The organism is Streptomyces sp. NPDC002499 (assembly GCF_053595415.1).
This window is the reverse complement of the sequence record NZ_JBSFXO010000005.1, coordinates 63,113-89,535: the sequence shown is the minus strand read 5'-3', so window position 1 is coordinate 89,535 and position 26,423 is coordinate 63,113. Positions and strand designations below refer to the sequence as shown.

The 26,423-nt window shown below is 70.1% G+C and carries 25 protein-coding genes and 1 tRNA gene; 16 read left to right on the top strand and 10 right to left on the bottom strand.

The window, feature by feature from the left end:
- The first annotated feature begins 66 nt into the window (after window positions 1-66).
- The 7 genes from eno to ACWD5F_RS14455 all read left to right on the top strand — a co-directional run bounded on the left by eno (window position 67) and on the right by ACWD5F_RS14455 (window position 7,909).
- Entirely contained in the window at window positions 67-1,353 is a 1,287-nt protein-coding gene (gene eno, locus ACWD5F_RS14485; RefSeq protein WP_402358258.1) for a phosphopyruvate hydratase, read from the top strand.
- Window positions 1,354-1,480: 127 nt separating this feature from the next.
- Window positions 1,481-1,957, top strand: a complete 477-nt coding sequence (locus ACWD5F_RS14480) for an FtsB family cell division protein (protein ID WP_401716719.1) — start codon at window positions 1,481-1,483, stop codon at window positions 1,955-1,957.
- Window positions 1,958-1,980: 23 nt separating this feature from the next.
- Window positions 1,981-2,586, top strand: a complete 606-nt coding sequence (locus ACWD5F_RS14475; protein WP_451254265.1) for a DUF501 domain-containing protein — start codon at window positions 1,981-1,983, stop codon at window positions 2,584-2,586.
- A complete protein-coding gene (locus ACWD5F_RS14470; protein ID WP_451254263.1) occupies window positions 2,583-3,554 on the top strand; it encodes a Ppx/GppA phosphatase family protein in 972 nt (323 codons plus the stop codon). Before ACWD5F_RS14475 ends, ACWD5F_RS14470 begins: the two co-directional genes overlap by 4 nt.
- A gap of 72 nt (window positions 3,555-3,626) precedes the next feature.
- Window positions 3,627-4,499, top strand: a complete 873-nt coding sequence (locus tag ACWD5F_RS14465; RefSeq protein ID WP_451254261.1) for a YwqG family protein — start codon at window positions 3,627-3,629, stop codon at window positions 4,497-4,499.
- 449 nt (window positions 4,500-4,948) lie between these two features.
- Window positions 4,949-6,337, top strand: a complete 1,389-nt coding sequence (locus tag ACWD5F_RS14460) for an NAD(P)/FAD-dependent oxidoreductase (protein ID WP_451254259.1) — start codon at window positions 4,949-4,951, stop codon at window positions 6,335-6,337.
- Between the two features lie 273 nt (window positions 6,338-6,610).
- Window positions 6,611-7,909 carry a class I SAM-dependent methyltransferase gene (locus tag ACWD5F_RS14455; protein ID WP_451254257.1) on the top strand — a complete coding sequence of 433 codons (1,299 nt, stop codon included), beginning with the start codon at window positions 6,611-6,613 and terminating at the stop codon, window positions 7,907-7,909.
- A gap of 87 nt (window positions 7,910-7,996) precedes the next feature.
- Here ACWD5F_RS14455 and ACWD5F_RS14450 read toward each other — a convergent pair whose 3' ends face one another.
- On the bottom strand, window positions 7,997-10,525 hold the full coding sequence (locus ACWD5F_RS14450; protein WP_451254255.1) for an ABC transporter permease: 2,529 nt from the start codon (window positions 10,523-10,525) through the stop codon (window positions 7,997-7,999).
- Window positions 10,525-11,295, bottom strand: a complete 771-nt coding sequence (locus ACWD5F_RS14445; protein WP_451254253.1) for an ABC transporter ATP-binding protein — start codon at window positions 11,293-11,295, stop codon at window positions 10,525-10,527. Before ACWD5F_RS14445 ends, ACWD5F_RS14450 begins: the two co-directional genes overlap by 1 nt.
- A gap of 460 nt (window positions 11,296-11,755) precedes the next feature.
- Between ACWD5F_RS14445 and ACWD5F_RS14440 the strand changes: the two genes are divergently transcribed.
- A tRNA-Leu gene (locus ACWD5F_RS14440) sits at window positions 11,756-11,839 on the top strand.
- A 126-nt stretch (window positions 11,840-11,965) separates the two neighbouring features.
- Here ACWD5F_RS14440 and ACWD5F_RS14435 read toward each other — a convergent pair.
- The 3 genes from ACWD5F_RS14435 to ACWD5F_RS14425 form a co-directional block, all read right to left on the bottom strand.
- On the bottom strand, window positions 11,966-12,388 hold the full coding sequence (locus ACWD5F_RS14435) for a glycosyl hydrolase (protein WP_451254251.1): 423 nt from the start codon (window positions 12,386-12,388) through the stop codon (window positions 11,966-11,968).
- A gap of 142 nt (window positions 12,389-12,530) precedes the next feature.
- Window positions 12,531-12,782: a hypothetical protein gene (locus ACWD5F_RS14430; protein ID WP_451254249.1), complete on the bottom strand. Its 252-nt coding sequence runs from the start codon at window positions 12,780-12,782 to the stop codon at window positions 12,531-12,533.
- Window positions 12,783-12,965: 183 nt separating this feature from the next.
- Window positions 12,966-13,373 carry a helix-turn-helix transcriptional regulator gene (locus ACWD5F_RS14425; protein ID WP_401716747.1) on the bottom strand — a complete coding sequence of 136 codons (408 nt, stop codon included), beginning with the start codon at window positions 13,371-13,373 and terminating at the stop codon, window positions 12,966-12,968.
- Window positions 13,374-13,605: 232 nt separating this feature from the next.
- On the opposite strand from ACWD5F_RS14425, the gene ACWD5F_RS14420 reads away from it, so the two are divergent.
- The 6 genes from ACWD5F_RS14420 to ACWD5F_RS14395 all read left to right on the top strand — a co-directional run bounded on the left by ACWD5F_RS14420 (window position 13,606) and on the right by ACWD5F_RS14395 (window position 19,558).
- Complete coding sequence (locus ACWD5F_RS14420) at window positions 13,606-13,821, top strand: hypothetical protein (RefSeq protein ID WP_185146437.1); 216 nt, start codon at window positions 13,606-13,608, stop codon at window positions 13,819-13,821.
- 61 nt (window positions 13,822-13,882) lie between these two features.
- Window positions 13,883-14,101, top strand: coding sequence for a hypothetical protein (locus ACWD5F_RS14415; RefSeq protein WP_124003754.1), 219 nt, complete (start codon window positions 13,883-13,885; stop codon window positions 14,099-14,101).
- A gap of 122 nt (window positions 14,102-14,223) precedes the next feature.
- Complete coding sequence (locus ACWD5F_RS14410) at window positions 14,224-16,137, top strand: hypothetical protein (RefSeq protein ID WP_451254246.1); 1,914 nt, start codon at window positions 14,224-14,226, stop codon at window positions 16,135-16,137.
- Window positions 16,138-16,429: 292 nt separating this feature from the next.
- Window positions 16,430-17,101 carry a hypothetical protein gene (locus ACWD5F_RS14405; protein WP_451254244.1) on the top strand — a complete coding sequence of 224 codons (672 nt, stop codon included), beginning with the start codon at window positions 16,430-16,432 and terminating at the stop codon, window positions 17,099-17,101.
- A gap of 220 nt (window positions 17,102-17,321) precedes the next feature.
- Window positions 17,322-18,494 (top strand): 4-hydroxybenzoate 3-monooxygenase, encoded by a 1,173-nt coding sequence (locus ACWD5F_RS14400; protein WP_451254242.1) that lies wholly within the window; start codon window positions 17,322-17,324, stop codon window positions 18,492-18,494.
- Between the two features lie 176 nt (window positions 18,495-18,670).
- The gene (locus ACWD5F_RS14395) at window positions 18,671-19,558 is read left to right on the top strand and encodes a Bax inhibitor-1/YccA family protein (protein WP_401716759.1); all 888 of its coding nucleotides are present in this window, start codon (window positions 18,671-18,673) and stop codon (window positions 19,556-19,558) included.
- A gap of 92 nt (window positions 19,559-19,650) precedes the next feature.
- Here the strand turns inward: ACWD5F_RS14395 and ACWD5F_RS14390 are convergent, their stop codons facing one another.
- Window positions 19,651-19,881 carry a DUF4287 domain-containing protein gene (locus ACWD5F_RS14390; protein WP_124003749.1) on the bottom strand — a complete coding sequence of 77 codons (231 nt, stop codon included), beginning with the start codon at window positions 19,879-19,881 and terminating at the stop codon, window positions 19,651-19,653.
- A 102-nt stretch (window positions 19,882-19,983) separates the two neighbouring features.
- Between ACWD5F_RS14390 and ACWD5F_RS14385 the strand changes: the two genes are divergently transcribed.
- Window positions 19,984-20,295, top strand: a complete 312-nt coding sequence (locus ACWD5F_RS14385) for a hypothetical protein (RefSeq protein ID WP_401716762.1) — start codon at window positions 19,984-19,986, stop codon at window positions 20,293-20,295.
- A gap of 94 nt (window positions 20,296-20,389) precedes the next feature.
- On the opposite strand, the gene ACWD5F_RS14380 is transcribed toward ACWD5F_RS14385, so the two are convergent.
- From ACWD5F_RS14380 to ACWD5F_RS14370, 3 genes are all read right to left on the bottom strand, one after another.
- Window positions 20,390-21,193 (bottom strand): hypothetical protein, encoded by an 804-nt coding sequence (locus tag ACWD5F_RS14380; protein WP_451255087.1) that lies wholly within the window; start codon window positions 21,191-21,193, stop codon window positions 20,390-20,392.
- Between the two features lie 280 nt (window positions 21,194-21,473).
- The gene (locus tag ACWD5F_RS14375) at window positions 21,474-22,694 is read right to left on the bottom strand and encodes an acetyl-CoA C-acetyltransferase (protein WP_451254239.1); all 1,221 of its coding nucleotides are present in this window, start codon (window positions 22,692-22,694) and stop codon (window positions 21,474-21,476) included.
- A 167-nt stretch (window positions 22,695-22,861) separates the two neighbouring features.
- On the bottom strand, window positions 22,862-23,902 hold the full coding sequence (locus tag ACWD5F_RS14370; RefSeq protein ID WP_451254237.1) for an SGNH/GDSL hydrolase family protein: 1,041 nt from the start codon (window positions 23,900-23,902) through the stop codon (window positions 22,862-22,864).
- 161 nt (window positions 23,903-24,063) lie between these two features.
- Between ACWD5F_RS14370 and ACWD5F_RS14365 the strand changes: the two genes are divergently transcribed.
- Window positions 24,064-25,452: a cystathionine beta-synthase gene (locus tag ACWD5F_RS14365; RefSeq protein ID WP_124003745.1), complete on the top strand. Its 1,389-nt coding sequence runs from the start codon at window positions 24,064-24,066 to the stop codon at window positions 25,450-25,452.
- A gap of 516 nt (window positions 25,453-25,968) precedes the next feature.
- On the opposite strand, the gene ACWD5F_RS14360 is transcribed toward ACWD5F_RS14365, so the two are convergent.
- Window positions 25,969-26,394 carry a hypothetical protein gene (locus tag ACWD5F_RS14360; protein WP_451255085.1) on the bottom strand — a complete coding sequence of 142 codons (426 nt, stop codon included), beginning with the start codon at window positions 26,392-26,394 and terminating at the stop codon, window positions 25,969-25,971.
- Window positions 26,395-26,423: the final 29 nt, after the last annotated feature.

Genomic DNA, 26,423 nt, shown 5'->3' with positions numbered 1-26,423 from the left:
GGACGGTTAGGCTCGGTCCCGCAGAGCCATCGCGGCCCGCGTAGCCGCGTCACATTGAAGAAGGAGATGCTCGTGCCGTCCATCGACGTCGTCGTAGCCCGGGAAATCCTGGACTCCCGAGGCAACCCCACGGTCGAGGTCGAGGTCGGCCTCGACGACGGCAGCACGGGTCGTGCCGCCGTCCCCTCCGGCGCCTCCACGGGCGCCTTCGAGGCCATCGAGCTGCGTGACGGTGACCCCAACCGCTACCAGGGCAAGGGTGTCGAGAAGGCCGTCCTCGCCGTCATCGAGCAGATCGGCCCGGAGCTGGTCGGCTACGACGCCACCGAGCAGCGCCTGATCGACCAGGCGATGTTCGACCTGGACGCCACCGACAACAAGGGCTCGCTCGGCGCCAACGCCATCCTCGGCGTCTCCCTCGCCGTCGCGCACGCCGCCTCCGAGGCCTCCGACCTCCCCCTCTTCCGCTACCTGGGCGGCCCGAACGCGCACCTGCTGCCCGTTCCGATGATGAACATCCTGAACGGCGGGTCGCACGCCGACTCGAACGTGGACATCCAGGAGTTCATGATCGCCCCGATCGGCGCGGAGTCCTTCTCCGAGGCGCTGCGCTGGGGCGCCGAGGTCTACCACACCCTCAAGAAGGTCCTGAAGAGCAAGGGCCTGTCCACCGGCCTCGGCGACGAGGGCGGCTTCGCCCCGAACCTGGACTCCAACCGTGCCGCGCTCGACCTCATCCTCGAGGCCATCAAGCAGGCCGGTTACATCCCCGGCGAGCAGATCGCGCTCGCGCTCGACGTCGCCGCGTCCGAGTTCTACAAGGACGGCAAGTACGAGTTCGAGGGCAAGTCCCGCTCGGCCGCCGAGATGACCGAGTACTACGAGGAGCTCGTGGCGGCCTACCCGCTCGTCTCCGTCGAGGACCCGCTGTACGAGGACGACTGGGCCGGCTGGAAGGTCCTCACCGACCGCCTCGGCGACAAGGTGCAGATCGTCGGCGACGACCTGTTCGTCACCAACCCGGAGCGTCTGGCCCGCGGCATCGAGGACGGCGCGGCCAACGCGCTGCTCGTCAAGGTGAACCAGATCGGCTCGCTCACCGAGACCCTGGACGCCGTCGAGCTGGCCCAGCGCAACGGCTTCAAGTGCATGATGTCCCACCGCTCCGGCGAGACCGAGGACGTCACCATCGCCGACCTCGCCGTCGCCACCAACTGCGGCCAGATCAAGACCGGCGCCCCGGCCCGCTCCGAGCGCGTCGCCAAGTACAACCAGCTGCTGCGCATCGAGGAGATCCTCGACGACGCGGCGGTGTACGCGGGGCGCTCCGCGTTCCCGCGCTTCAAGGGCTGATCCGCAGAGCCAAGGGCAAGGGCTGCGCCGTACAGGGTCAAGCCCGAGCCAGTCGTACGTACGTCCCCGTACTCGGTCCCGTACCGTGTGCGGGGACGTACGCGCGTGTGAAAGGGGAGGCGGAGACATGGCCGTCAAGGACCGGGACCGTTTCTCCACCACCACCCGGATCCGGCTGCTCGGCGAGCAGACCGCCGCGCGGGTCTACCGCTCGCAGACCAAGCGCCAGGCCCGCCGCTCCCGGCTCACCGGCCGCGCGGCCCTGCTCGCGCTCGTCGTCTGCACGCTGGTCGTGGCGCTCGCCTACCCGATAAGGCAGTACGTCTCCCAGCGCGCCGAGGTCGCTGATCTGCAGCGGCAGAGGCAGCAGGCCAAGGAGCGGGTCGAGCAGCTGCGCGACCTCAAGGCGCGCTGGCAGGACGACGCGTACGCCGAGCAGCAGATCCGGCAGCGGCTGCACTACGTCATGCCCGGGGAGACCGGTTACGTCGTGATCGACCCGGACCTGACCAAGCAGTCGCGCGCCGACCTGGGGGCGGCCGACCGCCCCTGGTACTCGAACGTCTGGGACGGGGTCGACAAGTCCGACGCCTCCGACCAGTGACCTGACCAGAGAGACATTCCGCAGTGGAAACCCCTCCGCCGACCACCCCGCGCACCGAGCCCACCGACGCGGACGTGGCGGCCTTCGAGCAGCAGCTCGGCCGTCCGCCGCGCGGGCTGCGCGCCATCGCCCACCGTTGCCCGTGCGGTCAGCCCGACGTGGTGGAGACGGCCCCCCGCCTCCCCGACGGCACGCCCTTCCCGACGACGTACTACCTGACGTGCCCGCGCGCCGCCTCGGCGATCGGCACGCTGGAGGCGAACGGCGTCATGAAGGAGATGACGGCCCGTCTGGAGACGGACCCCGAACTGGCCGCCGCGTATCGCGCCGCCCACGAGGACTACATCGCCCGCCGCGACGCCATCGAGGTCCTGGAGGGCTTCCCGAGCGCGGGCGGCATGCCGGACCGGGTGAAGTGCCTGCACGTCCTGGTGGGGCACTCCCTGGCCGCGGGCCCCGGTGTGAACCCGCTGGGGGACGAGGCGATCGCGATGCTGCCGGAGTGGTGGCGGAAGGGTCCGTGTGTCACCGTGCCCGGGCCGCCGACGGGCGAGGGCTGGCAGACGGAGACGAGCGAGGACGGCAGCGGGTACTTCGCGTTCAAGCCCGTCGAGGAGGACGGCCGGTGACCCGCGTCGCCGCCATCGACTGCGGTACGAACTCCATCCGGCTCCTCGTCGCGGACGTCAACCCGGAGACCGGTGAACTGGTCGACCTGGACCGGCGCATGACCATCGTGCGGCTCGGCCAGGGCGTGGACCGCACCGGACGGCTCGCCCCCGAAGCGCTGGAGCGCACCTTCGCGGCCTGCCGTGACTACGCGGCGGTCATCAAGGAGCACGGCGCCGACCGACTGCGGTTCGTGGCGACGTCGGCCACGCGGGACGCCGCCAACCGGGACGACTTCGTGCGCGGGGTCCTCGACATCCTCGGCGTCGAGCCCGAGGTGGTCTCCGGCGACCAGGAGGCGGCGCTCTCCTTCACGGGCGCGACCGCGGAACTCGCCGGCCGCGACGACCTCGCCAAGCCCTACCTGGTCGTGGACATCGGCGGTGGCTCGACGGAGTTCGTGGTCGGCGACGACCGGGTCCGCGCGGCCCGCTCCGTGGACATCGGCTGCGTCCGCATGACCGAGCGCCACCTCGTCCACGACGGCGCGGTGACGGACCCGCCCACTCCGGACCAGATCACGGCGATGCGGGCGGACATCGAGGCCGCCCTGGACCTCGCCGAGCGGACGGTCCCCCTGCGCGAGGCCCGCACCCTGGTCGGCCTGGCCGGCTCGGTCACGACGATCTCGGCCATCGCCCAGAACCTCCCCGAGTACGACTCGCAGGCCATCCACCACTCCCGTGTCTCCTACGACCGCGTCCGCGAGATCACGGAGTCCCTGCTGACCTCCACCCACGCCGAACGCGCGACCATCCCCTCCATGCACCCGGGCCGGGTCGACGTCATCGGGGCGGGCGCCCTCGTGCTGCTCTCGATCATGGAGCGGACCGGGGCGACGGAGGTCGTGGTGAGCGAACACGACATTCTGGACGGGATCGCGTTCCTGGCGGCAGGGGAGTCCGAGGCCGGCGCGCAGAGGGACTGAACCGGGCCGTCGTATCACCGGCCGTGGGTCCCGGCGGCATGGATGTCAGTGCCGACCGGGACCATGGTCGTCATGACCGATGAGCGATACGCCCGCCTGGCGGCCGATCACCTCTCCGCCGACCTCGCCGACCGATGGACGGCCCTCCTGCGTCCGTGCGCCCGCCTGCACCCGGCCGCGCCCGACGAGCAGCCCGTCGCCGTCCTCGGCGGCACGCCGGAGCTGCCGCCCGGGACGGCCTGGCCCGAGTGGCCGGGCCACGGCCCGCTGTCCTTCGTCGCGTCGGTGCGCTGCGCGGCACTACCGCGCGAGGCCCTGACGACCGGCTTCCCCCAGGACGGCACCCTGCTCTTCTTCTACTTCGAGTACGACGGTGAGGCCGACGGCGACGAGGGGCCGTTCGTCTCCGTGGACGACCCCGAGTCGTGGGTCGGGGCCCAGGTCCTGTACGTCCCGGAAGGCACACCGGTCCGTCCGGCGGATGTACCGAAGGAGCTGGATCCTTACCCGCGTACGCCCCTCGTCGCGGAGACGGAGCTGAGCGCTCCCGATCTCTGGCTGCCCCAGGCCCGGCAGGCGCTGCTCGGTGACGGTGGAGAGTGGCCGGATCACTTCCGCGAGACCCCCGTCGAACTCCGCTCGTTCCGCCGCGCGTTCGAACGCCTGCGCGGCCACATGGGTCACCAGATAGGCGGCCACGCCGTCCCCGTGCAGGGCCCGGTGGAGTACGAGATCGCGGACGCGCACCTCGGCCCGGGCCAACACACCTGGGGCGACCCCCTCCTGGACGAGGAAGCCGCCCGCTGGGTCGTCCTCGCCCAGTTCGACAGCGACACCGACGCGGAGATGGAGTGGGGGGACGCGGGCACCCTCTACTGGCTGATCCGTCACGAGGACCTGACGGCATCCCGCTTCGACCGGGTTCGGCTGGTCGTGCAGTGCTAGGGCGGTGGAGCCGAACCGCACTCCACTGAGCATCCGGCACCCCCGATGAGCAGCCCGGAGAGCCATCAAAGAGCCCTCAGGGCCTCCCTCCGTGACCCCCCGCCGGGAAAGTTCGTGAAGTTCTTCACAAGGAATTCGGCCCTGTCGGAGCAGGAAAAGGGGCCGGTTGGCCCTTCCGGGGGCCCGGTGGGGTGTTGAACGTGTTCAGGAGTGTGTGTCGAGGGGGTGTCGGGGGTGTGTCGGCGGGGCGGCCGGAGAGGGGGCGGCGGGGCCGTCGGAGACTCAGAGCGGCAGCTCACACGGCATTGACAACGGGTCGTACCGGGCGAGGGTTCCGTCCTGGCGGGGTGACCTGGATCATGGCGGCCGCGGAGAATAGCACACACCCTCCACAAGCTTGTGAAGGGGCGCACGAGCTACCCCCCTGAGGCAGGTGGATACTCGATGGCATGAGCACCACGGAGCGTCCCAGGATCCTCGTAGTAGGCGGTGGGTACGTAGGCCTGTACGCAGCTCGGCGCATTCTCAAGAAGATGCGCTACGGCGAGGCGACCGTCACGGTCGTCGACCCCCGGTCGTACATGACCTACCAGCCCTTCCTCCCCGAAACCGCCGCCGGCAACATCTCCCCGCGCCACGTCGTCGTCCCGTTGCGACGCGTGCTGCCGAAGGCGGAGGTTCTCACCGGCCGGGTCACCAGCATCGACCAGGACCGCAAGGTCGCCTCGATCGCCCCCCTCGTCGGTGAGGCGTACGAGCTGCCCTTCGACTACCTGGTGATCGCGCTCGGCGCGGTCTCCCGGACCTTCCCGATCCCCGGCCTCGCCGAGCAGGGCATCGGCATGAAGGGCATCGAGGAGGCCATCGGCCTGCGCAACCACGTGCTCGAGCAGCTGGACAAGGCCGACTCCACCACCGACGAGGAGATCCGCCGCAAGGCGCTCACCTTCGTCTTCATCGGCGGCGGGTTCGCCGGTGCGGAGACCATCGGTGAGGTCGAGGACCTGGCCCGCGACGCGGCCAAGTACTACAAGAACGTGTCCCGCGAGGACATGCGCTTCATCCTCGTCGACGCCGCGGACAAGATCCTGCCCGAGGTCGGCCCCAAGCTCGGCCAGTACGGCAAGGAGCACCTGGAGAGCCGCGGTGTGGAGATCTACCTCTCCACCTCGATGGACTCCTGCGTCGACGGGCACGTCGTGCTGAAGAACGGACTCGAGGTCGACTCCAACACCGTCGTGTGGACCGCCGGTGTGAAGCCGAACCCGGCGCTGGCCCGCTACGGCCTGCCGCTCGGCCCCCGTGGTCACGTCGACTGCGCCCCGACCCTCCAGGTCCAGGGCACCGACTACATCTGGGCCGCCGGCGACAACGCCCAGGTCCCCGACATCGCCGCCCGCAAGGCCGGTGTCGAGAACGCCTGGTGCCCGCCGAACGCCCAGCACGCGCTGCGTCAGGCCAAGGTCCTCGGTGACAACGTGATGTCCGGCCTGCGGGGCTTCCCGCAGAAGGACTACTCGCACGCCAACAAGGGTGCGGTGGCCGGTCTCGGCCTCCACAAGGGCGTCGCGATGATCGTCATGGGCAAGGTGAAGATCAAGGTCAAGGGCCGTCTCGCCTGGTACATGCACCGCGGCTACCACGGTCTGGCCATGCCGACCTGGAACCGCAAGATCCGCGTCTTCGCCGACTGGACCCTGGGCATGTTCCTCAAGCGCGAGGTCGTCGCCCTCGGCGCCATGGAGAACCCCCGCGAGGAGTTCTACGAGGCCGCCAAGCCCGCTCCGCGGCCCGCCGCCGCGGCCGAGCCGGAGAAGTCCGAGGCCAAGGCCTCCTGACCCGCCCCGGCCGCCGGACAACGGCTTGGACCGCAGCAACCGAACGAACCGAAGGGCCTTCCGCCATCCGTGGTGCGGGAGGCCCTTCGGCATGCCCGGACCACAGGCCCTTCGGCAGTCCGGCGAACCGCCCCACGGCCCGCCCGCACTCCATGTACGTGGCAGCTACAGCCATTTTGCCCAGTCGTAACGCACCTGGGGGACTGCGCAGTCGCCCTGTTGGTGTTTACGTAGTGACTGGTCATTTCGGTATCGCTTGTCATGGAGGTCGCCATGGCCGACGCCGCGCTGCGGCTGAAGAGCCTCGTCGAACAACTGATTGGGGTCCCGCTCCCGGTGCGCATCCGCGCCTGGGACGGGTCGCAGGCGGGGCCGCCGGGCGCGCCCACGCTGGTCGTACGCAACCGGCGTGCCGTGCGCCGGCTGCTGTGGAAACCGGGCGAACTGGGGCTCGCCCGCGCCTGGGTCGCCGGCGACCTGGACATCGAAGGAGACCTCTACGCCGCCCTCGCGCAGATCGCCGGGCTGGTGTGGGAGCGCGGGGAGGACGCCAGGACGCTCGCGCAGGCGGTGCGCGACCCGGAGGTACGGGCCGCCGCCCGAGGGCTCGTGAAGCTCGCCGGGCTGCCGCTGCCGCCCGCCCCGCCCCGGGAGGAGATCCGCAGATCCCGCTCCCATCTGCACACCAAGCGCAGCGACAGACGCGCCATCAGCCACCACTACGACGTCGGCAACGACTTCTACGAGATCGTCCTCGGCCCCTCGATGGTGTACTCGTGCGCCTACTGGGAGTCCTCCGAGGCGGACGCCACCCTTGAGGACGCCCAGCGCGACAAGCTCGAACTCGTCTGCCGCAAGCTGGATCTGACGCCCGGTCAGCGGCTGCTCGACGTCGGCTGCGGCTGGGGCTCCATGGCCGTGCACGCCGCCCGCGAGCACGGCGTGAGCGTCGTCGGCATCACCCTCTCCCAGGAACAGGCCGCGTACGCCCGCAAGCGCGTCGCGGATGAGGGGCTGACCGACCGGGTGGAGATCCGGGTGCAGGACTACCGGGACGTCGCCGACGGACCCTACGACGCCATCTCCTCCATCGGCATGGCCGAACACGTGGGCGCGGAGCGGTACTTGGAGTATGGCCGGGACCTCTACCGGCTGCTCAAACCCGGCGGCCGGCTGCTCAACCACCAGATCGCTCGCCGGCCGCAGAGCGACGAATCGGCGTACAACCTCGACGGGTTCATCGACGCGTACGTCTTCCCGGACGGCGAGCTCGCCCCGATCGGCTCCACCGTCACGCAGTTGGAGCGGGCCGGGTTCGAGGTGCGGGACGTCGAGTCGATCCGCGAGCACTACGCGCTCACCCTGCGCCGCTGGGTCGCCAACCTGGAGGCGGAGTGGGGGCGGGCGGTCAAGCTGACCAGCGCCGGGCGCGCCCGCGTCTGGCGGCTGTACATGGCCGCCAGCGCCCTCGCGTTCGAGCGCAACCGCATCGGCGTCAACCAGGTGCTGGCGGTGCGCACCCCCGAGACCGGGCGGTCGGGGCTGCCGTTGCGGGCGCGCACCTGGAACTGAACCGCCCACGCCTGCCCGGCACTTGAACGAGGAGGGGCTCCGCTGCCACCCGGCAGCGGAGCCCCTCCTCGTTCGACATCCCTACCGCTACTCCGACTTGATCGCCGCCAGCATGTTCATCCTGGCCGCCCGGCGGGCCGGCCACAGCGCGGCCAGGATGCCGACCGTCGCCGCAAGGAGCAGGAAGATCGCCATCCTGGTCCAGGGCAGGACCAGTTCGTACGTCGCCATCTTCGCGCCGAGGAGTTCGCCGGCCGCCCAGCCGAAGAACACGCCCAGGCCGATGCCGAGCACACCGCCGAACAGGGAGATGACCAGGGACTCCAGGCGCACCATGCGCTTGATGGCCTTGCGGTCCAGGCCGATCGCGCGCAGCATGCCGATCTCCTGCGAGCGCTCGAAGACCGACATCGCCAGGGTGTTGATGACCCCGAGGACGGCCACGATGACCGCCATGGCGAGCAGGCCGTAGAGCATGTTCAGCATCAGCGTGAAGATCTTCGCGATGTCGTCGGACAGGTCCTGCTTGCTCTGCACCTTGATGGCCGGGTTGGCGCCCAGGGCCTTCTCCAGCTTGTCCTTCGTCGAACCGGAGGCGCCGTCGGCGGTCTTCACCAGGATCTGCATGTCGCCCGGGTCGGTCAGGTGCGGGGTGAGGACCTTGTTGTCGAGCATGATGCCCTCGATCAGCTCGTTGCCCTCGTAGACCCCGGCCACCGTCAGCTGCTGCGCCTTGCCGTCCTCGTAGTGCACCGTGAAGTCCGAACCGGCCTTCCAGCCATAGGACTTGGCGGTGTCGTCGTCGACGACGACCTGGTCGCCGCCGACCTTGAAGGAGCCGCTGTCGACCTTCAGGTCGGTCAGCTCGCCGATCGCGGAGCCGTTGACGCCGGTCAGGAACTCGGTCGTGCCGTCGATGCGCGCCGGGGAGTTGCGCAGCGGGCTGGTGGACTTGACGCCCGCGGTGGAGTTCAGCTTCTTGTCGACGTCCGGCGACAGCTCGTTGCCGTTGGCCATGGAGACGATGTAGTCGGCGCTGATCGCGGCCGAGGCCATCTTGTCGATCGACTTCTGCAGGCTGCCGGCGACCACCGTCATGCCGGTGATCAGGGTGAGCCCGATCATCAGCGCCGAGGCGGTGGCGGCCGTACGGCGCGGGTTGCGCACCGAGTTCTGGCGGGCCAGCTTGCCCGAGATGCCGAAGATCCGCAGGACCGGTGCCGTCGCCGCGATCAGCGGGCGGGACAGCAGCGGGGTCAGGATGAACACGCCGATGATCAGCAGCACCGCGCCGAAGCCCATGGGGGCCTGGCCGTCCGAGCCGTCCATCGCCGTGGCGGCCAGGACGGTCGCGACGCCCGCGCCGCTGAACAGCGCGCCCAACGTGTTGCGCAGCACAAGGGACTTGGTCGTCGCCTTCGCGTGCACGCTGCTCATCGCGGCCACGGGCGGGATCTTCGCCGCCCGGCGGCCCGGCAGCCACGCGGCCAGCATGGTGATGACGACGCCGACCAGGAGGGCGGCCACGATCGTGCCGGGGGAGATGACCAGCGGGCCGTCCGGGACGGTCGCGCCGAAGGAGTTCATCAGGGAACGCAGGCCGGCGCCGATGCCGATGCCCGCGACCAGTCCGGTCACGCCGGCGACCACGCCGACCACGAACGCCTCGATCAGCACCGAGCGCGTGACCTGCCGGCGGGAGGCGCCGACCGCGCGCAGCAGCGCCAGTTCCTTGGTGCGCTGGGCGACCAGCATGGTGAAGGTGTTGGCGATGATGAACGTGCCGACGAAGAGCGCGATACCGGCGAAGACCAGCAGGCCCTGCTTGAGGCCGCTCATCGAGGAGGCGATCTGCTCGGCCTGGTCGTCGGCGAGCTTCTTGCCGGTCTCGGTCTCCACGAGCTTGGCCGGCAGCGCCTTGTCCAGCGCGGACTTCAGCGCCGCCTGGGAGGTGCCGGAAGCCGCCTTCACGTCGATCTCGTCGAACGTGCCGGGCTTGCCGAAGAGGGTCTGCGCGGTGGCGGTGTCGTAGAGGGCGAGGCTGCCGCCCGCAGCGACGTTGCCGTCGTCGGTGGTGAAGACGCCGGTGATCTTCGGGGTGAGGACCGGGCCGTCGACGGAGATGCGGATGGTGTCGCCGACCTTGTAGCCGGCCCGCTTCGCGGTCTCCGCGTCGATGGCGACCTGGTCCTTGCCGTGCGGGGCCGTGCCGGACGTCAGCGGGTAGCGGGGGTCCTTGTCGCCCCAGTAGTTGCCGCCCTGCGACTGGAAGCCGCCGCCGATGAGCTTGCCGTCCTTGTCGGCGATGGCGGTGAAGCCGGTGACGACGCCGATGGCGTTCGCGGCACCGGGCACCTCGGCCGCGGTGTCGAGCTGAGCCTTCGTCAGCTCGGGCGTCTTGTTGATCGTATTGCCCGTGTCCTTCTGGGACTTGGGCGTCACGGCGACGTCGACCTGGTCGAAGCCCTTGGCCGAGCTGTTCTGGAAGGCGTCGGAGATGGTGTTGGTGAAGACCAGGGTCCCGGACACGAACGCGACGCCGAGCATGACGGCGAGGACGGTCATCAGGAGGCGGGCCTTGTGCGCGAGTACGTTGCGCAGGGCGGTGCGGAACATCAGCTCGTGCGGCCCTTCGCGTCGAACTGCTTCATGAAGTCGAGGACCGCTTCGGAGCTCGGCTGGTACAGCTCGTCGACCAGGCGGCCGTCGGCCAGGAAGACCACCCGGTCCGCGTAGGCCGCGGCCACCGGGTCGTGGGTGACCATGACGACGGTCTGGCCCAGCTCCCGTACGGAGTTGCGCAGGAAGCCGAGCACCTCCGCGCCGGAGCGGGAGTCGAGGTTTCCGGTCGGCTCGTCGCCGAAGATGATGTCGGGGCGGGAGGCCAACGCGCGGGCCACGGCGACGCGTTGCTGCTGGCCGCCGGAGAGCTGCGAGGGGCGGTGGCTGAGCCGGTCCGCCAGGCCCACCATCTTGATGACGGTGTCCAGCCACTGCTTGTCGGGCTTGCGGCCCGCGATGTCCATCGGGAGCGTGATGTTCTCGAGGGCGGTCAGCGTCGGCAGCAGGTTGAACGCCTGGAAGATGAAGCCGATCTTGTCGCGGCGCAGCTTGGTCAGCGCCTTGTCCTTCAGCGAGCCCAGCTCGGTCTCGCCGATGCGCACGGATCCGGAGGAGAAGGAGTCGAGGCCGGCCACGCAGTGCATCAGCGTGGACTTGCCCGACCCGGAGGGGCCCATGATCGCGGTGAACTCGGCCTGCCGGAACTCGACGGAGACCCGGTCGAGGGCGACCACCTGGGTCTCGCCCTGTCCGTAGATCTTCGACAGATCCGTGGCGCGCGCGGCCACGGTGGTGGTCCGGCCGGCGACGGGTGTGGTGGTCACGGGAGGCTCTCCTCGAGAGGACGACGTGTGAAGGGGACGTCTCTCATCCTGGTTGCCTGATGTGCCCGTGTAGTCAGCCGCTGTTCCGGTTCCGAAGGCAGACTCGGGAGGGACCCGGGGTCCTCGAGTCATACCTGGGGATGACGGTCACCCCCGAGAGGGTCCGTCGAAGGGACTCGTCGACCGGCCCACGCAGAGAACGCGGAAGCGCCTGCGCCGAGAACGCGGAAGCGCTTGCGTCAAGAACCGGTGGAGCACCCTCGTTCGGGCGGTGAAATTCCGTCATTCCGCATACGCCCCCGGATCTTGCACGCAAGGCTATTGGCATGTGCGGATGGCCCGTTCCAGTGGCTGATGCACCCTCAGGCATCAATAAAATAAGACAACATGGATCCACCGCCCCGCTGTTGGAGGGAAGCATCCCGATAGGCTCGGAACCTCGACGCGGAGCCCATGGCCTGCCCGGATGGTGGAATGCAGACACGGCGAGCTTAAACCTCGCTGCCCCTTCGCGGGCGTGCCGGTTCAAGTCCGGCTCCGGGCACCTCCATGCCCACGCGACGACATCCGACGCGTGGGCGCTCACCCTTTCAGGGGTATTTTCGGCGTCAATCCTTATTGACGTCGGTGTCAACCCTTGAAGGGTCGGTCGGACCCGGCAGAGGCAGGCCTAGTACCAGCCGGTGCAGGTGATCGCCGTGCCGTCACCCGAGTCGCCGCAGGCCCGCATCAGCTTGCCGTTCGAGTCGCGCCAGGCCTCGGTGTGGACGCTGGTGCCGGCGTCGACCCGGCGGATGCCCAGCTGCGGCTCCCAGGTGCGGCCGCCGTCGCTGCTGCGGTCCACCCAGACGTGCATGCCGACGAAGCCGTTGGTGACCCGGCCCCAGGCGCAGGTGTTGGTCCCGGAGCCGTTGTACCTCAGCTCGAAGAGCTGGCCCCTGGCGCCGGTCGCCGAGCGGGCGGTTCCGGTCACCACGTTGGTGTTGCAGCCGTCCGCGGCGCTGGCGGTGGTGCCGGCGCCGGACATGGCGAGCAGTCCGGTGGTCATCGCCAGCGCCGAGACCGTGGCCGCGACCTTCTTGTTCACGCGCATTCTCTGTCGTTCCCCCTTGCGAGCCCTGAGGCTCATGCGGTCGATGACGGAAGTCTCGACCGGGGGAGCGGGGTGCGACCATCCTGGACAACAGAGGTTGACCGGCCGGCGAAACGCCTGCTAGTGCCTGCCGGCGCCGACGTCAGCCCTGGTAGACGGTCAGCACCGCGCCGCCCATCTCCACCCGGCGCCCCGCCCGCATTCCGTCCCTGCGCAGGGTGCGCAGGCAGGTGTGGAAGAGGGCCAGCTCGTCGGCGTCCAGGATCGCGGCGGCGAGGTCCACGAGATCGGCGACCGACTCCTCGGTGAGCTCGTCGGGCAGTTCGCCGGAGAGCAGGACGACCGACTCGCCCGCGGGACCGCGGACCACGGCCGTGGCCGGTCCGCCGTGCACGAACAACACATTTCCCCCCGGACAGGCGCTGGAGCCCGTGGTCGTGCGGCTCTCGCTCCTCGGGCAGGACGAGAGACTAGCGGGGGATCTCGGTGGTTTCGGGCGCAGTTGAATTCTTTTTCCGACTTGACGGAAGTGGGACCCACCCGGGTCGTCGAACGGCGCCGCAGGCTCCGGGAGCGGTCACTTCTCCGGTGCGCGGGGGGTGGAGCGGTCGAGCAGGGACTCGACGAGGGCGGCCACATGGCGGCGGTCGTCGGCCGACAGCTGCTGGACGCTGGCGATGAGCAGGTCGACCTCGGGGTCGGCGGAGCCGGCGGCCGTGCCGGTGGCGTCCGAGCCGGCGGGCGGGCCGTACACATGGATGCCGCAGGCCTCGGCGGCGGCGCGGCGCACGGTGTCCAACGGCAGTTCCAGGCCCTTGGACAGGCCTTCCAGGGTGGCCGACTGGGGCATGCGGACCACGCGCTCGGTGGTGGCCAGGTGGTGGACGGTGGAGCGCGGGACGCCACCGCGGCGCGCCACGTCACCGTAGGACCAGCCTCTTCGGTCGAGGCGCTCGCGGATCAACTGCTGCAGTGCGTTGGCCACTGGTGCGTCACTTCCTGCTTGCCGCTCACTGGATCCGTGCATGTCGGAGGCGATTCTACGGGCGGGTGTACGGGCCGCCGAAAGAGTGATTCCCCGAACGGGTTGCGGAGCGTGTCCCCGAGGGCCTAGTGTCCAATCTCGTTGGACAGCACGTCCGACCAGATTGGACAGAGTCTGGGGGGAACCTGACTCCGTCCGATCGGAACTGCTTATCCCTGAGGGGGAACTGATCATGATGGACGCCCACGAGCTTGAGGCCGAGTCTGCCGAGCTGCTGCCGGGCCGCGAGGCCCTCGGAAAGCTGAAGTTCAGCTTCAACCGGACCACGAACGTCACCAAGCACGTCGCCAACATCGAGGCGGCCAACCAGTCCGCCGCCGTCAACGACCACTCCTCGTGGTCGGCGGCCGACTCCGGCGCCGCGCAGAACATCACGGTCAAGCAGTAGCGCTCGCGCTCCACCTCGAGCAGAACCCGACATCCACCGACATTCCGAGAGGACATCCATCATGAGCATGGACATGCACGAGCTCGACACCGAGTCCGCGGAGCTGCTGCCGGGCCGTGAGGCGCTGGGCAAGCTGAAGTTCAGCTTCAACCGCACCACGAACGTCACCAAGCACGTCGCCAACATCTCGGCGTCCAACGAGTCGCTGGCCCTCAACGACCACTCCGCGTACTCGGTGGCGTCGTCCTCGGCCGCGCAGAACATCACCGTCACTCAGTAGCGGTACGGCCACGGGGGCGGACCGCACGTTGCCTGCGAGGCGGTCCGCCCCCGTGGCGTTTCAACCGGGGGGAACCCGCCGCATCCGGGGGGACGCGGCGCGGACTTGGGGGGAGAACCACAATGACGGTGCTCGGAGACGGGCCCACGGCGCTGTACGGCACCGGGCCCGTGCCCGGTCCGGGCGGCCGCCCGGTGACCTACGAACAGGTCGCCACGGGCAGCGTGCCGGTCGTCGGACAGTCGCTGGTACCGCGGCTGAGCGCGGGGTTGCAGCTGCACGGCGAGTACCAGGGCTCGGGTTTCACCGAGCCCAAGTACATCGCCCGTCGGGGGGACGGGCAGGTCGTGCAGCTGTCCCGGCTGCTGTACCTGGTGGCGTCGAGCGTGGACGGCGTCCGCGACATCGAGACGATCGCCTACCGGGTCAGCGCGCGCTTCGGCCGCGAGGTCAGCGGCGAGAACGTCCGCTACCTAGTGGAGAAGAAGCTCGAACCGCTGGGTGTGACGGTCCCCGACGGTCAGGAGGACGACGAGGTCGACGCCCCGCGCTCCGACCTGCTGCTCGCCCTCAAGGGCCACCGGGTGATCTTCAACGAGCGGCGTACGGCGGCCATCGCGAGCGTCTTCACCTGGCTGCACCGGCCGCCGGTCGTCGCGGTCGTGCTGCTGGCGGCCGTCGTCATGGACGTATGGCTGTTCGGCTTCTTCGGGGCGATCGAGCCGGTGCTCGAAGTCCTCGACCAGCCGGTGCTCATCCTGGTCGTGTTCGTCCTCACCGTGGCCTCGCTCGTCTTCCACGAGTTCGGCCACGCCTCCGCGTGCAGATACGGCGGTGCCCGGCCCGGCTGCATCGGGTGCGGGCTGTTCCTGATCTGGCCGTCGATGTACACCGACGTCACCGACGTCTACCGGATCGGGCGGGCGGGGCGGCTCCGCACCGACCTGGGCGGGGTGTACTTCAACGTCGTCTTCATGCTCGCCATGGCCGGGGCGTACTTCGCGACGGGGCAGCCGTTCTTTCTCGCGGCGGTCTACCTGGGCCACTTCGAGATCCTGGAGCAGCTGATCCCGGCCGTCCGGCTGGACGGCTACTACATCCTGGGCGACCTCGCCGGCGTGCCCGACCTCTTCGGCAAGATCAAGCCGATCCTGCTGAGCCTGCTGCCCGGGGCGAAGGGGCGGGCGGCCCGCAAGGAGGTCGCCGGACTGAAGAGGTCGACCCGGCGCATCGTCTCCACCTGGGTGCTGACCATGGTGCCGCTGCTCATCGGCGAGCTGGGGTACGCGCTGTGGAACCTGCCGCGGATCCTCGCCACGATGACGCGGTCGCTGACCGAGCAACTCGTGGGCACCGGTTCGGCGTACGCCGACGGGAAGTTCGTGGAGGCGCTCGTCGGGACGCTCGGCTGCCTCATGCTGCTGTTCCCGATGGCCGGAATCGTCTATCTGTCCGTGAAGATGGGCGGCCGTCTGGTCCGCACCGCGAAGAAGTCCACGGCCGGCCGCCCGCGCCTGCGCATCGCCGTCTGCGCACTGGCGCTGACCGGCCTGGCGGGCCTCAGCTACGCGTGGACCTCGGGGATCGCGCCCCAGCCGCTGCCGAAGCGTCCGCCCATCGCGCCGATCCTGCAACCCGGGGTCTCCACGCAGGAGCCCGAGCCCCGCAACGCCTCGACCTCCGACGGAAGCGCTTCGAACGGCCCCTCGGACAGCGCCGGTTCGGCATCGCCGTCGACACCGGGCGCGAGCGCGGGCCCGGGCGCCGACCCGTCGCCGGGCGCGTCCGGGAGTACGGCCGCCTCGACGTCCGGCTCCCCGTCCGCACCGGCGTCGGCCCCGTCGTCCGGCCAGGCCTCCCCGAACCCGGCGGGTCCCAGTCAGGCCCCTTCGCAGGGCGAACCGGAACCGTCGTCCCCGGGCTCGGGCGGCGAACCCTCCACCCCTGAACCCACCCCGACCCCCTCGGAAAGCGTCCAGCCCACCCCGTCCGACGCCCCCTCGACCCCGCCGGCCAGCGATCCGCCGGCGTCCTGAGGGGGCGTCAAGCAGCGGCGGGGGCACGGCCGATGGACCGACGGCGACGGAACTCCGCCCGTGCGGCGGGCCGTTCGGCTCCGGCCGACAGCGAGAGCCGACAGCGAGAGCCGACGACGGGCGCCGGCCGGGAGGCAAGGCCCCGGGGGCGCGGTCCGGGTCGGCCGGAGACCGCGGGGCCGGCAGGGCAAGTCGGCGGTCCGGCAGGCGAGTTGCGCGGCTGGTTCTGGTCCCGGGCGCGAGACGCGCGCCCGGAAGTCCGTACGGACGATTCATTCAGCGAGGAGATGCCTTGAACAGCCATCGAAAAACCCGTACTCCAAGTCCACTCACCCGGCGAGCCGTCCGGTTCGGGCTGTTCGCCGCCGGGATCGCCGGCGCGGCGACCGCGGTACCGGCGCAGGCCGCGACCGGGACGACGCACTTCGCGTTCGCCGAGGACCATGTGTTCACGCAGGCCAACCGGGCCCACCACACCCAGGCGAAGGACTCCTTCACCGTCCGGCAGTTCGGCACGACGAAGGCCGCCGCCGTACGCAACCAGGCCAACGCGGCCTCGGTGGGCTGCTCCGTCGACGACCACTGCCGCTCGGTGGCGCTGTCCTTCCAGATCGTCACCATCGCCGGCGAGCAGACGCGGCTGAACGCCGTGAACCTCAGTGACGCCGCCAACAAGGAGTGCACCGGCTGCCAGACCCTGGCCGGCGCCTACCAGTTCGTGGTCTCCACGCCCAAGGCGTTCGCTCTCGACGCCGGCTCCAAGCGGCAACTCGCCGACATCCACCGCCGGTTGGACACGCTGACCCGGTCCAAGCTGCCCGCGGCCGAGCTGAAGACCCAGGCCGACGCCCTGGCCGCCGAGGTCACCGGCGTCCTCAAGAATGCCGTCGCGCACGCCCCGAAGGGCGAGGAGAAGCCCGACGTCACCATGCACCGCCACCTGGACGGCTGGCCGGGTCGCTGACCGCACCGCCGCCGTCCGGCCGAGCCGGTCGCCCCGCCCGAGATCGCCCCTTCGCGGGCAGGGGGACCGGCCACGGTCGGGTCCGCCGACACCGACGCGGACCGTTGACATCGGGAGAGCCTCGGCGCACACTCGGAGTGATCGAGTGAATAAAACTTCACTGTACGAACACTCGCGAACTCGTCGGCCGCACAGAGGCCCGCCCCGAAGGGAACGCCCGATGCGTACCACCGTCGGCATCATCGGAGCCGGCCCCGCCGGTCTCCTCCTCGCCCGCCTGCTGCACCGCGCCGGCATCGACTCGGTCGTCCTCGAAAGCCGCGACCGCGCCTACGTCGAGCAGCGCCAGCGCGCCGGGATCCTGGAGCAGGGCACGGTGGACGTGCTGCGTGCGGCCGGCGCGGGCGAGCGCATGGACCGCGAGGGACTGCGCCACGACGGCATCGAGCTGCGGTACGCCAGGAAGCGCCACCGCGTCGACTTCCCCGGCCTCACCGGCGGCCGGTCCGTGACCGTCTACGCCCAGACCGAGGTCTGCAAGGACCTCATCGCCCTCCAGCTCAAGGAGGGCGGCCCGCTGCTGTTCGGGGCGGAGGCGCTGAGTGTCGAGGGGGCCGAGGGCGAGCGGCCGCTCGTCGTGTTCCGGTACGAGGGGCGCGAGGACGTCCTCGACTGCGACTACGTCGTCGGCTGCGACGGCTCCTGGGGCGTGGCCCGGAAGGCGATCCCCGCCGAACTGACCCGCGTGTTCGAGCGGACGTACCCCTTCGGCTGGCTCGGCATCCTCGCCGACGTACCGCCCTCGCACGACGAGCTGGTCTACGCCCGGCACGACCGCGGCTTCGCCCTGCTGTCCATGCGCTCCCCGTCCGTCTCCCGCCTCTACCTCCAGGTCCCCGACGGCACGGACGCCGAGACGTGGAGCGACGACGAGATCTGGGCGGAACTGGAGCGCCGCTTCGAGACCGCCGACGACTGGCGCCTCGAGCGCGGCCCGATCACCCAGAAGTCCGTCACCCCCATGCGGTCCCACGTCCACGAGCCCATGCGGCACGGCCGGCTCTTCCTCGCCGGCGACGCGGCGCACATCGTGCCGCCGACCGGCGCCAAGGGGCTCAACCTGGCCGTCGGTGACGTCGTGACCTTCGCGCGCGCACTGACGTACAAGAAGGAGACCGGCTCCGAGGACCTCCTCGACGCCTACTCGGCGACCTGCCTGCGCCGTGTGTGGCAGGCCGAGCGGTTCTCGTACGACATGACGACCATGCTGCACCGCGCCCCCGACGCCACTCCCTTCGACGATCGGCTGCAGCTCGCGCGGCTGGAGCGGATCGCGTCGTCCCGGGCCGCCGAGACCGACCTGGCCGAGGGATACACGGGCTTCGCCCTATAACTTCTCTGTCCCAGGTCTGTCATGATCGGGCCTCCCGTGGTGGCGGGAATCACCCGGCCACGTAGCGTGTTGCGCAGCACGAGCAGGGAAAGATCCTCCCCAAGCAGTAGGGTCAATCCTTTGCCTACCTATTACTCTTGAGCCAAGGCCCACGAAGGTGGCCATGGAGGAGTGAAATGAGGAGCAGAAACCCGGTCTTCTCGCGACGGGGGTTCAGCCGCGACAACGGCTACGCGGGCTTCAACGCCTCGCCGCAGGCCGGGGGTCCCGCTGTCGGCACGCAGGCCAACCCGTACGCGCAGGGGAACCCCTACGCGAACAACCCGTACGCCCAGACTGACCTGCAGAACGGCGCGCCGCCGCAGGCGCCGGCCACCACCGGCCGGATGACCATGGACGACGTGGTCCTGCGCACGGCGACCACGCTCGGCACCCTGGTCGTGACGGCCGCCCTGGCCTGGGCGCTGCTCCCGGTCGACGACGCCAACATCAACCGGTCCTACGGGATCGGCATCGGCGCCGCGCTGATCGGCATGGTGCTGGCGTTCGTCCAGTCCTTCAAGCGCAAGGCCTCGCCCGCGCTGATCCTGTCGTACGCCGCGTTCGAGGGCGTGTTCCTCGGGGTCGTCTCCAGCGTCGTCGACAACCGCATCGCGAGCGGCGCGGCCATGCAGGCCGTGATCGGCACGATGGCGGTGTTCGCCGGTGTCCTGATCGCCTACCGGGCGGGCTGGATCCGGGTCAACCGCCGCTTCTACGGTTTCGTGATGGCGGCCGCGCTCGGCTTCATCCTGCTGATGGTCGTCAACATGCTGTTCGCCGTCTTCGGCGGCGGTGACGGCCTCGGCTTCCGCAGCGGCCCGCTCGGCATCGTGTTCGGCGTCATCGGCATCCTGCTCGGCGCGTGCTTCCTCGCGCTGGACTTCAAGCAGGTCGAGGACGGCATCGCGTACGGCGCCCCGAAGGAAGAGGCGTGGCTCGCCGCGTTCGGTCTCACGCTGACGCTGGTGTGGATCTACCTCGAGTTCCTGCGGCTGATCGCGATCCTCAACAGCAACGACTAGTCACCGACGGTCGTGCGCTAGTCACGGCACAGGTCGCAGCAAAGGGCCCCGGGTTCGCTCCCGGGGCCCTTTGGCGTGGTCCAGGTGCGCGCCTAGAGGAATTTGCGCGCGGCCCTCCTCAGGTCGTACTCGTGGATGAGCGCCTTCGCGTGGCCGTACGCGAGGTTGTGTTCGTGGCGGAGCCAGCTGACCTTTTCCTCGAAGCGGAAGAGGGCGGGGCCTTCGTCGACGGTGCGGAGCCAGTCGGACACTTCACGACCGGTGCAGTGAGGGATGCGGGCGAGCATGTTGCGGTGGGTCTCCTGGGAGAACACTTGGGACATCGGCGCCTCCGGACGCAAAGGGGATGTAAGCCGGTCCTTCACGTCACCGTGCCTGAGCGTTGGCGTGTTGGCAACAGTGCGGCGCCGCGTACGCTCGGTCCCGTGGTTGATACGACGCCTTTGACGCGAGCCGTGGATCACTTCGCCGACCGGCTGCGGGCGGCTCCGCAGAGCCGGTTGCAGAGAAGCGGTGCGGCGGAGGCGCTGGCGCTGGCCAGGGAGTTGGCACTGCGTGCCCAGCGCATTGAGGATCCCGCGTGTGTGCCTCGGGAGATGCCGGATGCGGGGATGTTCGCCGCGGCCGATCAAATCACCGTCGCCGTGCATGATTTGGCCCTCGTGCTTTCGGACGAGGGCCAGGTTGAGGAAGCGGTTCGGTTGGTCGAGGAGGCGCAGAAGAGGGCGGGGGTCTGAGGTTCGTTGGCGGGTGCGACGCCGTCGTGGCTTGTCGCGCAGTTCCCCGCGCCCCTTAGGGCGCGGCCCTCGCCGGAGTTTGAAGGCGACGCCCCTACAGGGACGCTATGACCCGGTCCGCCAGGATGTAGACGTTCTCCTCGCCGCACGCGAACGTCAACGTGTACGCGCCCGAGACTCCCGAACCGCCCAGCAGGATCGGGGTTTCGCCGGTGCGGAGGGCGGCGGAGAGACGTTCCGCCGTCTCGCGGTGGCCCGGGGTCATGCAGAGGGTCGTGCCGTCGGCGAAGACGTAGACGTCGAGCGTGCCCAGCGGGCCCGGGCGGACGTCGGCCAGTTCGACCTGGGACGCGGCCAGTTCCTCGAGCGTGGCGACCGTGCGTTCGTGGTCGTTCACCACCGGTGACTGGACCGGTACGAAGTCCGGGTGGGAGGGGTGACGGCGGCGGGCCGCGGCCAGTTCGGGGGAGTCGCCGGCGAACGTGCCGTCCAGGGACGTGCCGCCCGCGAACTCGTCCGCGTCGGCGCCGGCCTCGGTCACCGACTCCAGCGGCTCGAGGCCCACGAAGTCGCTCTGGCGGGGCAGGAACAGCTCGCTGTCCGGCAGGCCCAGCAGGGTCGGCGCATCGCCGTCACGGGCCTCCTGGGCGGCCCAGAAGGCACGCGCCTCGGCCAGTTCACGCTCACGTTCCTCGGCGAGCGCCTCCGCGACGGCGGCGCGTATCTCGTCGGCCTCGGCCGAGAGGCGGGCGGCGGGCACGAATCCGCGCGCGGTGCTGTGCTCCGCGAGCTGGGTGTGCAGGACCGCGACCTCACGGCGCAGCACCAAGAGGATGCGCAGCACGGCGACGCCCACGGCGCCGGTGGCGACCGTGGTGAGCAGCAAAGCGATCGGCATAGCGCTCACTGACGTACTCCCGGTTCAAAGTCGACCCCCGACTTCCTACATCAGCTTGAAGGGCGGACTGACCAGCTGTCAGTGCGTAACGTCACGAAACGGACAGGACTTTGGGCCTGGGGTTTGGTGCTGTAACGGCTCTGACCTGCGGAAAACCCTCCACTTGGGAGATAGGTCACATCCTGGGGGAGATTGGATCACAAAACGGCCCGGAGCCCGGCGAATTCCCGGACTCCGGGCCAGAGGCTCACCGTTGGTGCCTCGGCGGTTACGGAGCGGTTCAGCTCAGGCGCTCGATGACCATCGCCATGCCCTGGCCGCCGCCGACGCACATCGTCTCCAGACCGAACTGCTTGTCGTGGAACTGGAGGGAGTTGATCAGCGTGCCGGTGATGCGGGCGCCGGTCATGCCGAAGGGGTGGCCGACGGCGATCGCGCCGCCGTTCACGTTCAGCTTCTCCAGCGGGATGTTCAGGTCGCGGTAGGAGGGGATCACCTGGGCGGCGAACGCCTCGTTGATCTCGACCAGATCGATGTCGTCGATGGTGAGACCGGCGCGGCGCAGCGCCTGGTTGGACGCGTCGACCGGGCCCAGGCCCATGATCTCGGGGGACAGGCCCGAGACGCCGGTGGAGACGATGCGGGCGAGCGGGGTCAGACCGAGCTCGCGGGCCTTGGTGTCGCTCATGATGACGACCGCGGCGGCGCCGTCGTTGAGCGGGCAGCAGTTGCCGGCGGTGACGAAGCCGTCGGGGCGGAAGACCGGCTTCAGGCCCTGGACGGCCTCCAGGGTGACGCCGGCGCGCGGGCCGTCGTCCTTGCTGACGACCGTGCCGTCGGGGGTGGTGACCGGGGTGATCTCGCGCTCCCAGAAGCCGTTCTTGATGGCTTCCTCGGCGAGGTTCTGCGAACGGACCCCGAACTCGTCCATGTCCTGGCGGGTGACGCCCTTGAGGCGGGCCAGGTTCTCGGCGGTCTGGCCCATCGCGATGTACGGGTCGGGGACCAGATCGTCCTCGCGCGGGTCGTGCCAGCTGTCGGCGCCCTGCTCGGCGACCTGGGCGGTGCGGGCCTCGGCCTCGGCGAACAGCGGGTTGTGCGTGTCCAGGAGGCTGTCGGAGTTGCCCTTGACGAAGCGGGAGACCATCTCGACACCGGCCGAGATGAAGACGTCGCCCTCGCCGGCCTTGATGGCGTGCAGTGCCATGCGGCTGGTCTGGAGCGAGGAGGAACAGTAACGGGTGATCGTGCAGCCCGGCAGGTGGTCCATGCCCATCTGTACGGCGACGATCCGGCCGAGGTTGAAGCCCTGCTCGCCACCGGGGAGGCCGCAGCCGAGCATCAGGTCCTCGATGTCCTTCGGGTCCAGCTCGGGGACCTTGGCGAGGGCGGCCTGGATGATCGTGGCGGTGAGGTCGTCGGGCCGCAGGTCCTTGAGGGAGCCCTTGAAAGCGCGGCCGATGGGGGATCGGGCGGTCGAGACGATGACTGCTTCGGGCATCACGGCTCCATTGGCGAATGGGAAGCGGGCAGGGCTTCTTTGGAAGTTACCCGTACGTACGGTCAGGGTCACGGGTGGCGCGGTGTGACCCTGACCGCAGTTTCCAAGCGCTTGCTTTTCGGTGGGTCATCCCGGAGCCAGGATTCAGGCAGCAGCCACATGGAAGGTCACGGAGTCACCCGTGCAGAAGGAGCAGAGCTCGCCTCCGGTGCCGGTTCGTGCACCCTGCGCCTCTTGCGCCGCTTGAGCAGTGCCCACGGACCCCGCGGGCCCGTTGGCATCGCCGCCGTGACCTCCGTACCGGCCTCCGACGCGGCCTCCGCGGCTGCTCGGGCCACCGGCAGGAAGCCCTCGCGGCGGGAGACGTCCGGGCGTTCCTCCTCGGCCGGCCACAGGCCCAGGGTCGCGCAGACCGTCGGGAGGACGGCCATCGCGGCGGTGGCGTAGCCCTCGGCGGAGGGGTGGTAGTGGTCCGGGCCGAACAGCTCACGCGGGTTCGCCTCGAACTCGGGGCCCAGCAGGTCGCCCAGCGACACCGTGCGCCCGCCCTGCTCGACCGTGCCGATGGTCTGCGCCGCCGCCAGCTGACGGGAGGCGCGGCGGGCCAGCCAGCGCAGGGGCTGCTGGACCTGCTCCACCGTCCCGAGGTCGGGACAGGTGCCGACGACCACCTCGGCGCCGGCCGTGCGCAGCCGGCGGACCGCGGCCGAGAGATGGCGGACCGAGCGGGTGGCCGGCATGTGATGGGTGACGTCGTTCGCGCCGATCATGATCACGCAGACGTCCGGCACCCGGGTCGGGTCCGCCAGGACCAGCGCCACCTGGCGGTCCAGGTCGTCGGAGGTCGCGCCGGGCAGGGCCACGTTGTGCAGGGTCACCTGGCGTTCGGCGACCGCCGCGAGGCCCGAGGCCAGCAGCGCGCCCGGGGTCTGCCCGGCCCGGTGCACGCCCTGGCCCGCGGCCGTGGAGTCACCCAGCATGGTCAGGCGCAGCGGCGGTTCGTCGGGGACCGTGTACGCCGTTCCGTACCGGCCGTCCGCCACCGGGACGCGCCCGCTCGTGCCGTTGCCCACCTGTCGCTTGGCCATCTGCACCTCGGCCAGCAGCAGACCGACGGCGGCCGCGCCGGCCAGCCCGATCCCGCCACCGCCGTAGGCCGCGCCGGCCGCGATCCGCCGGGCCACCCGGGCCCTCGACATTCTCGTCATGCGTCGCCGCCACCTCCTCTTGGTCGTACACCCACTCCTTGCCCCGTACAGACGGTCCGCCAATCTCAACGGGGAGTGAACGCCCGCTCTTCGTCAGCTGCGGGCCTTAGGCTGGCGGAACCAATGACGACCAGTCCTTATGCAAGCAACCGGAGACAACGGTGCATTTCCACGACTCGATGATCAGCCTCGTCGGCAACACCCCGCTGCTGAGGCTCAACAGCGTGACCAAGGGCATCCAGGCGACCGTTCTGGCCAAGGTCGAGTACTTCAACCCGGGCGGCTCCGTGAAGGACCGCATCGCCCTGCGCATGATCGAGGCCGCGGAGAAGAGCGGGGAGCTTCAGCCCGGCGGCACGATCGTCGAGCCCACCAGCGGCAACACCGGCGTCGGGCTCGCCATCGTGGCCCAGCAGAAGGGGTACCACTGCATCTTCGTGTGCCCCGACAAGGTGAGCACCGACAAGATCAACGTCCTGCGCGCGTACGGCGCCGAGGTCGTCGTCTGCCCCACGGCCGTGGACCCCGAGCACCCCGACTCCTACTACAACGTCTCCGACCGGCTGGTCCGCGAGACGCCGGGCGCGTGGAAGCCGGACCAGTACTCCAACCCCAACAACCCGCTCTCCCACTACCACTCGACCGGCCCTGAGCTGTGGGAGCAGACGGACGGGCGGATCACCCACTTCGTCGCGGGCGTCGGCACCGGCGGCACCATCTCCGGCACCGGGCGCTATCTGAAGGACGCCAGCGAGGGCCGGGTGCAGGTCGTGGGCGCCGACCCGGAGGGCTCCGTGTACTCCGGCGGCTCCGGGCGGCCGTACCTCGTCGAGGGCGTGGGCGAGGACTTCTGGCCCACCGCCTACGACCGGACCGTCGCCGACGAGATCGTCGCCGTGTCCGACAAGGACTCCTTCCAGATGACCCGCCGCCTCGCCAAGGAGGAGGGGCTGCTGGTCGGCGGCTCCTGCGGGATGGCCGTCGTGGCGGCGCTGCGGGTCGCGGAGCGGCTGGGCCCGGACGACGTCGTCGTCGTACTGCTGCCGGACAGTGGTCGCGGGTACCTCAGCAAGATCTTCAACGACGAGTGGATGGCCGACTACGGCTTCCTTGAGGACGAGGGCCCCAGCGCGCGCGTCGCCGACGTCCTCAGCGACAAGGAGCACGGCGCGATCCCCTCCCTCGTGCACATGCACCCCGAGGAGACCGTCGGCCAGGCCATCGAGGTGCTGCGCGAGTACGGCGTCTCGCAGATGCCGGTCGTGAAGCCGGGCGCCGGTCACCCGGACGTCATGGCCGCGGAGGTCGTGGGGTCGGTGGTCGAACGGGAGCTGCTGGACGCGCTGTTCAGCAAGCGGGCCTCGCTGGAGGACCCGCTGGAGAAGCACATGTCCGCTCCGCTGCCTCAGGTCGGCTCCGGTGAGCCGGTCGGCGACCTGATGTCCGTGCTCGGCGACGCCGACGCGGCGATGGTCCTCTTCGACGGGCGGCCCACCGGAGTGATCAGCCGGCAGGACCTGCTGGCCTTCCTCGCCAAGGGCGGGAAGTAGCGGAAACGTCCGGTGAACGGGGCGTGACGGAGGCGAAGTTGCGGTGGCCGGCCCCGGGGTGGTCCTCGGGGCGGACTCCGAAGCGGACTTCGGGGCGGACTTCTCGGAAGTGGTACGAGGGCGTCACGTCCGCGCAGCACACGCTTAACACGGGTCCGGCACATTAGTGGGTGTCGGCAGGGCGGGAGCGGCTCCCCGCCTCGGCCGACACCAAAACGTCCAAGGACCTCCGGAGCGGCTCCCGGACCTCCATGGACGCTGGATGTGGCCCGGGCCTGACCCGACCACGTCCCTCGCGGGGACCGCCGTCGTCCCGCCCCCCGGCAACGGGGGTGCGGCGGTCCCCGCGACAATCTTTTCGGCGGGGTGCAGTGGCCCTCGCTTTGATGCTCACCCGGCGTTGATGCCGGGGGCTGCCGCCCCCAGACCCCCGCTTTCGGCCTGGACGGCCTCGTCCTCAAACGCCGGACGGGCTGAAAGACACAGACGCCGGCCGGGGCTCAGCAGGCCCGCCCCTCAGTCCTCCCAGTCGTTCGCGTCCTTCTTGTTGCGCCTGCGGCCGAACAGGTCCGGGTTCACTCGCAGGGCCTGGAAGGCGTTGACGCCCACGATGCCGGCCCAGGTGACGAGGAGGCCGGGGAGGTGGGCCACTCCGCCGCCGATCCCCGAGAGGGGAATCGCGAGGACCAGGGAGACGATGCCGAAGCCGAAACGCTCGCCGAAGGAGTCCGTCGACTTCGAGGCCCGGGAGCCCCGGGCGACCACCATCTGCTGCTCGGCCAGCTGCCGGCGCACCCGGCGCTCCACCGCCCCGTCGATGCGCTGGTCGACCTTCTCCAGGAAGGAGTCGACCAGCGCGGACTCGTAGTCCTCGCCCAGCTCCCGGCGGGCCTGCAGAGTGGCGTTGAGTTCCTTTTTGAGCTCGGCGTCCCGCGCGTCCATCATGGTCTCCATTCCCGTCATGGGAAACC

Bases quoted from the DNA above. Each gene is read 5' to 3' on its own strand.
- ACWD5F_RS14360 (WP_451255085.1), bottom strand. From the start codon at position 26,394: ATGGACGCGCGGGACGCCGAGCTCAAAAAGGAACTCAACGCCACTCTG.
- eno (WP_402358258.1), top strand. From the start codon at position 67: ATGCTCGTGCCGTCCATCGACGTCGTCGTAGCCCGGGAAATCCTGGAC.
- ACWD5F_RS14400 (WP_451254242.1), top strand. From the start codon at position 17,322: ATGCGTACCACCGTCGGCATCATCGGAGCCGGCCCCGCCGGTCTCCTC.
- ACWD5F_RS14415 (WP_124003754.1), top strand. From the start codon at position 13,883: ATGAGCATGGACATGCACGAGCTCGACACCGAGTCCGCGGAGCTGCTG.
- ACWD5F_RS14455 (WP_451254257.1), top strand. From the start codon at position 6,611: ATGGCCGACGCCGCGCTGCGGCTGAAGAGCCTCGTCGAACAACTGATT.
- ACWD5F_RS14395 (WP_401716759.1), top strand. From the start codon at position 18,671: ATGAGGAGCAGAAACCCGGTCTTCTCGCGACGGGGGTTCAGCCGCGAC.
- ACWD5F_RS14465 (WP_451254261.1), top strand. From the start codon at position 3,627: ATGACCGATGAGCGATACGCCCGCCTGGCGGCCGATCACCTCTCCGCC.
- ACWD5F_RS14410 (WP_451254246.1), top strand. From the start codon at position 14,224: ATGACGGTGCTCGGAGACGGGCCCACGGCGCTGTACGGCACCGGGCCC.
- ACWD5F_RS14460 (WP_451254259.1), top strand. From the start codon at position 4,949: ATGAGCACCACGGAGCGTCCCAGGATCCTCGTAGTAGGCGGTGGGTAC.
- ACWD5F_RS14420 (WP_185146437.1), top strand. From the start codon at position 13,606: ATGATGGACGCCCACGAGCTTGAGGCCGAGTCTGCCGAGCTGCTGCCG.
- ACWD5F_RS14450 (WP_451254255.1), bottom strand. From the start codon at position 10,525: ATGTTCCGCACCGCCCTGCGCAACGTACTCGCGCACAAGGCCCGCCTC.
- ACWD5F_RS14480 (WP_401716719.1), top strand. From the start codon at position 1,481: ATGGCCGTCAAGGACCGGGACCGTTTCTCCACCACCACCCGGATCCGG.
- ACWD5F_RS14370 (WP_451254237.1), bottom strand. From the start codon at position 23,902: ATGACGAGAATGTCGAGGGCCCGGGTGGCCCGGCGGATCGCGGCCGGC.
- ACWD5F_RS14435 (WP_451254251.1), bottom strand. From the start codon at position 12,388: ATGCGCGTGAACAAGAAGGTCGCGGCCACGGTCTCGGCGCTGGCGATG.
- ACWD5F_RS14380 (WP_451255087.1), bottom strand. From the start codon at position 21,193: ATGCCGATCGCTTTGCTGCTCACCACGGTCGCCACCGGCGCCGTGGGC.
- ACWD5F_RS14375 (WP_451254239.1), bottom strand. From the start codon at position 22,694: ATGCCCGAAGCAGTCATCGTCTCGACCGCCCGATCCCCCATCGGCCGC.
- ACWD5F_RS14390 (WP_124003749.1), bottom strand. From the start codon at position 19,881: ATGTCCCAAGTGTTCTCCCAGGAGACCCACCGCAACATGCTCGCCCGC.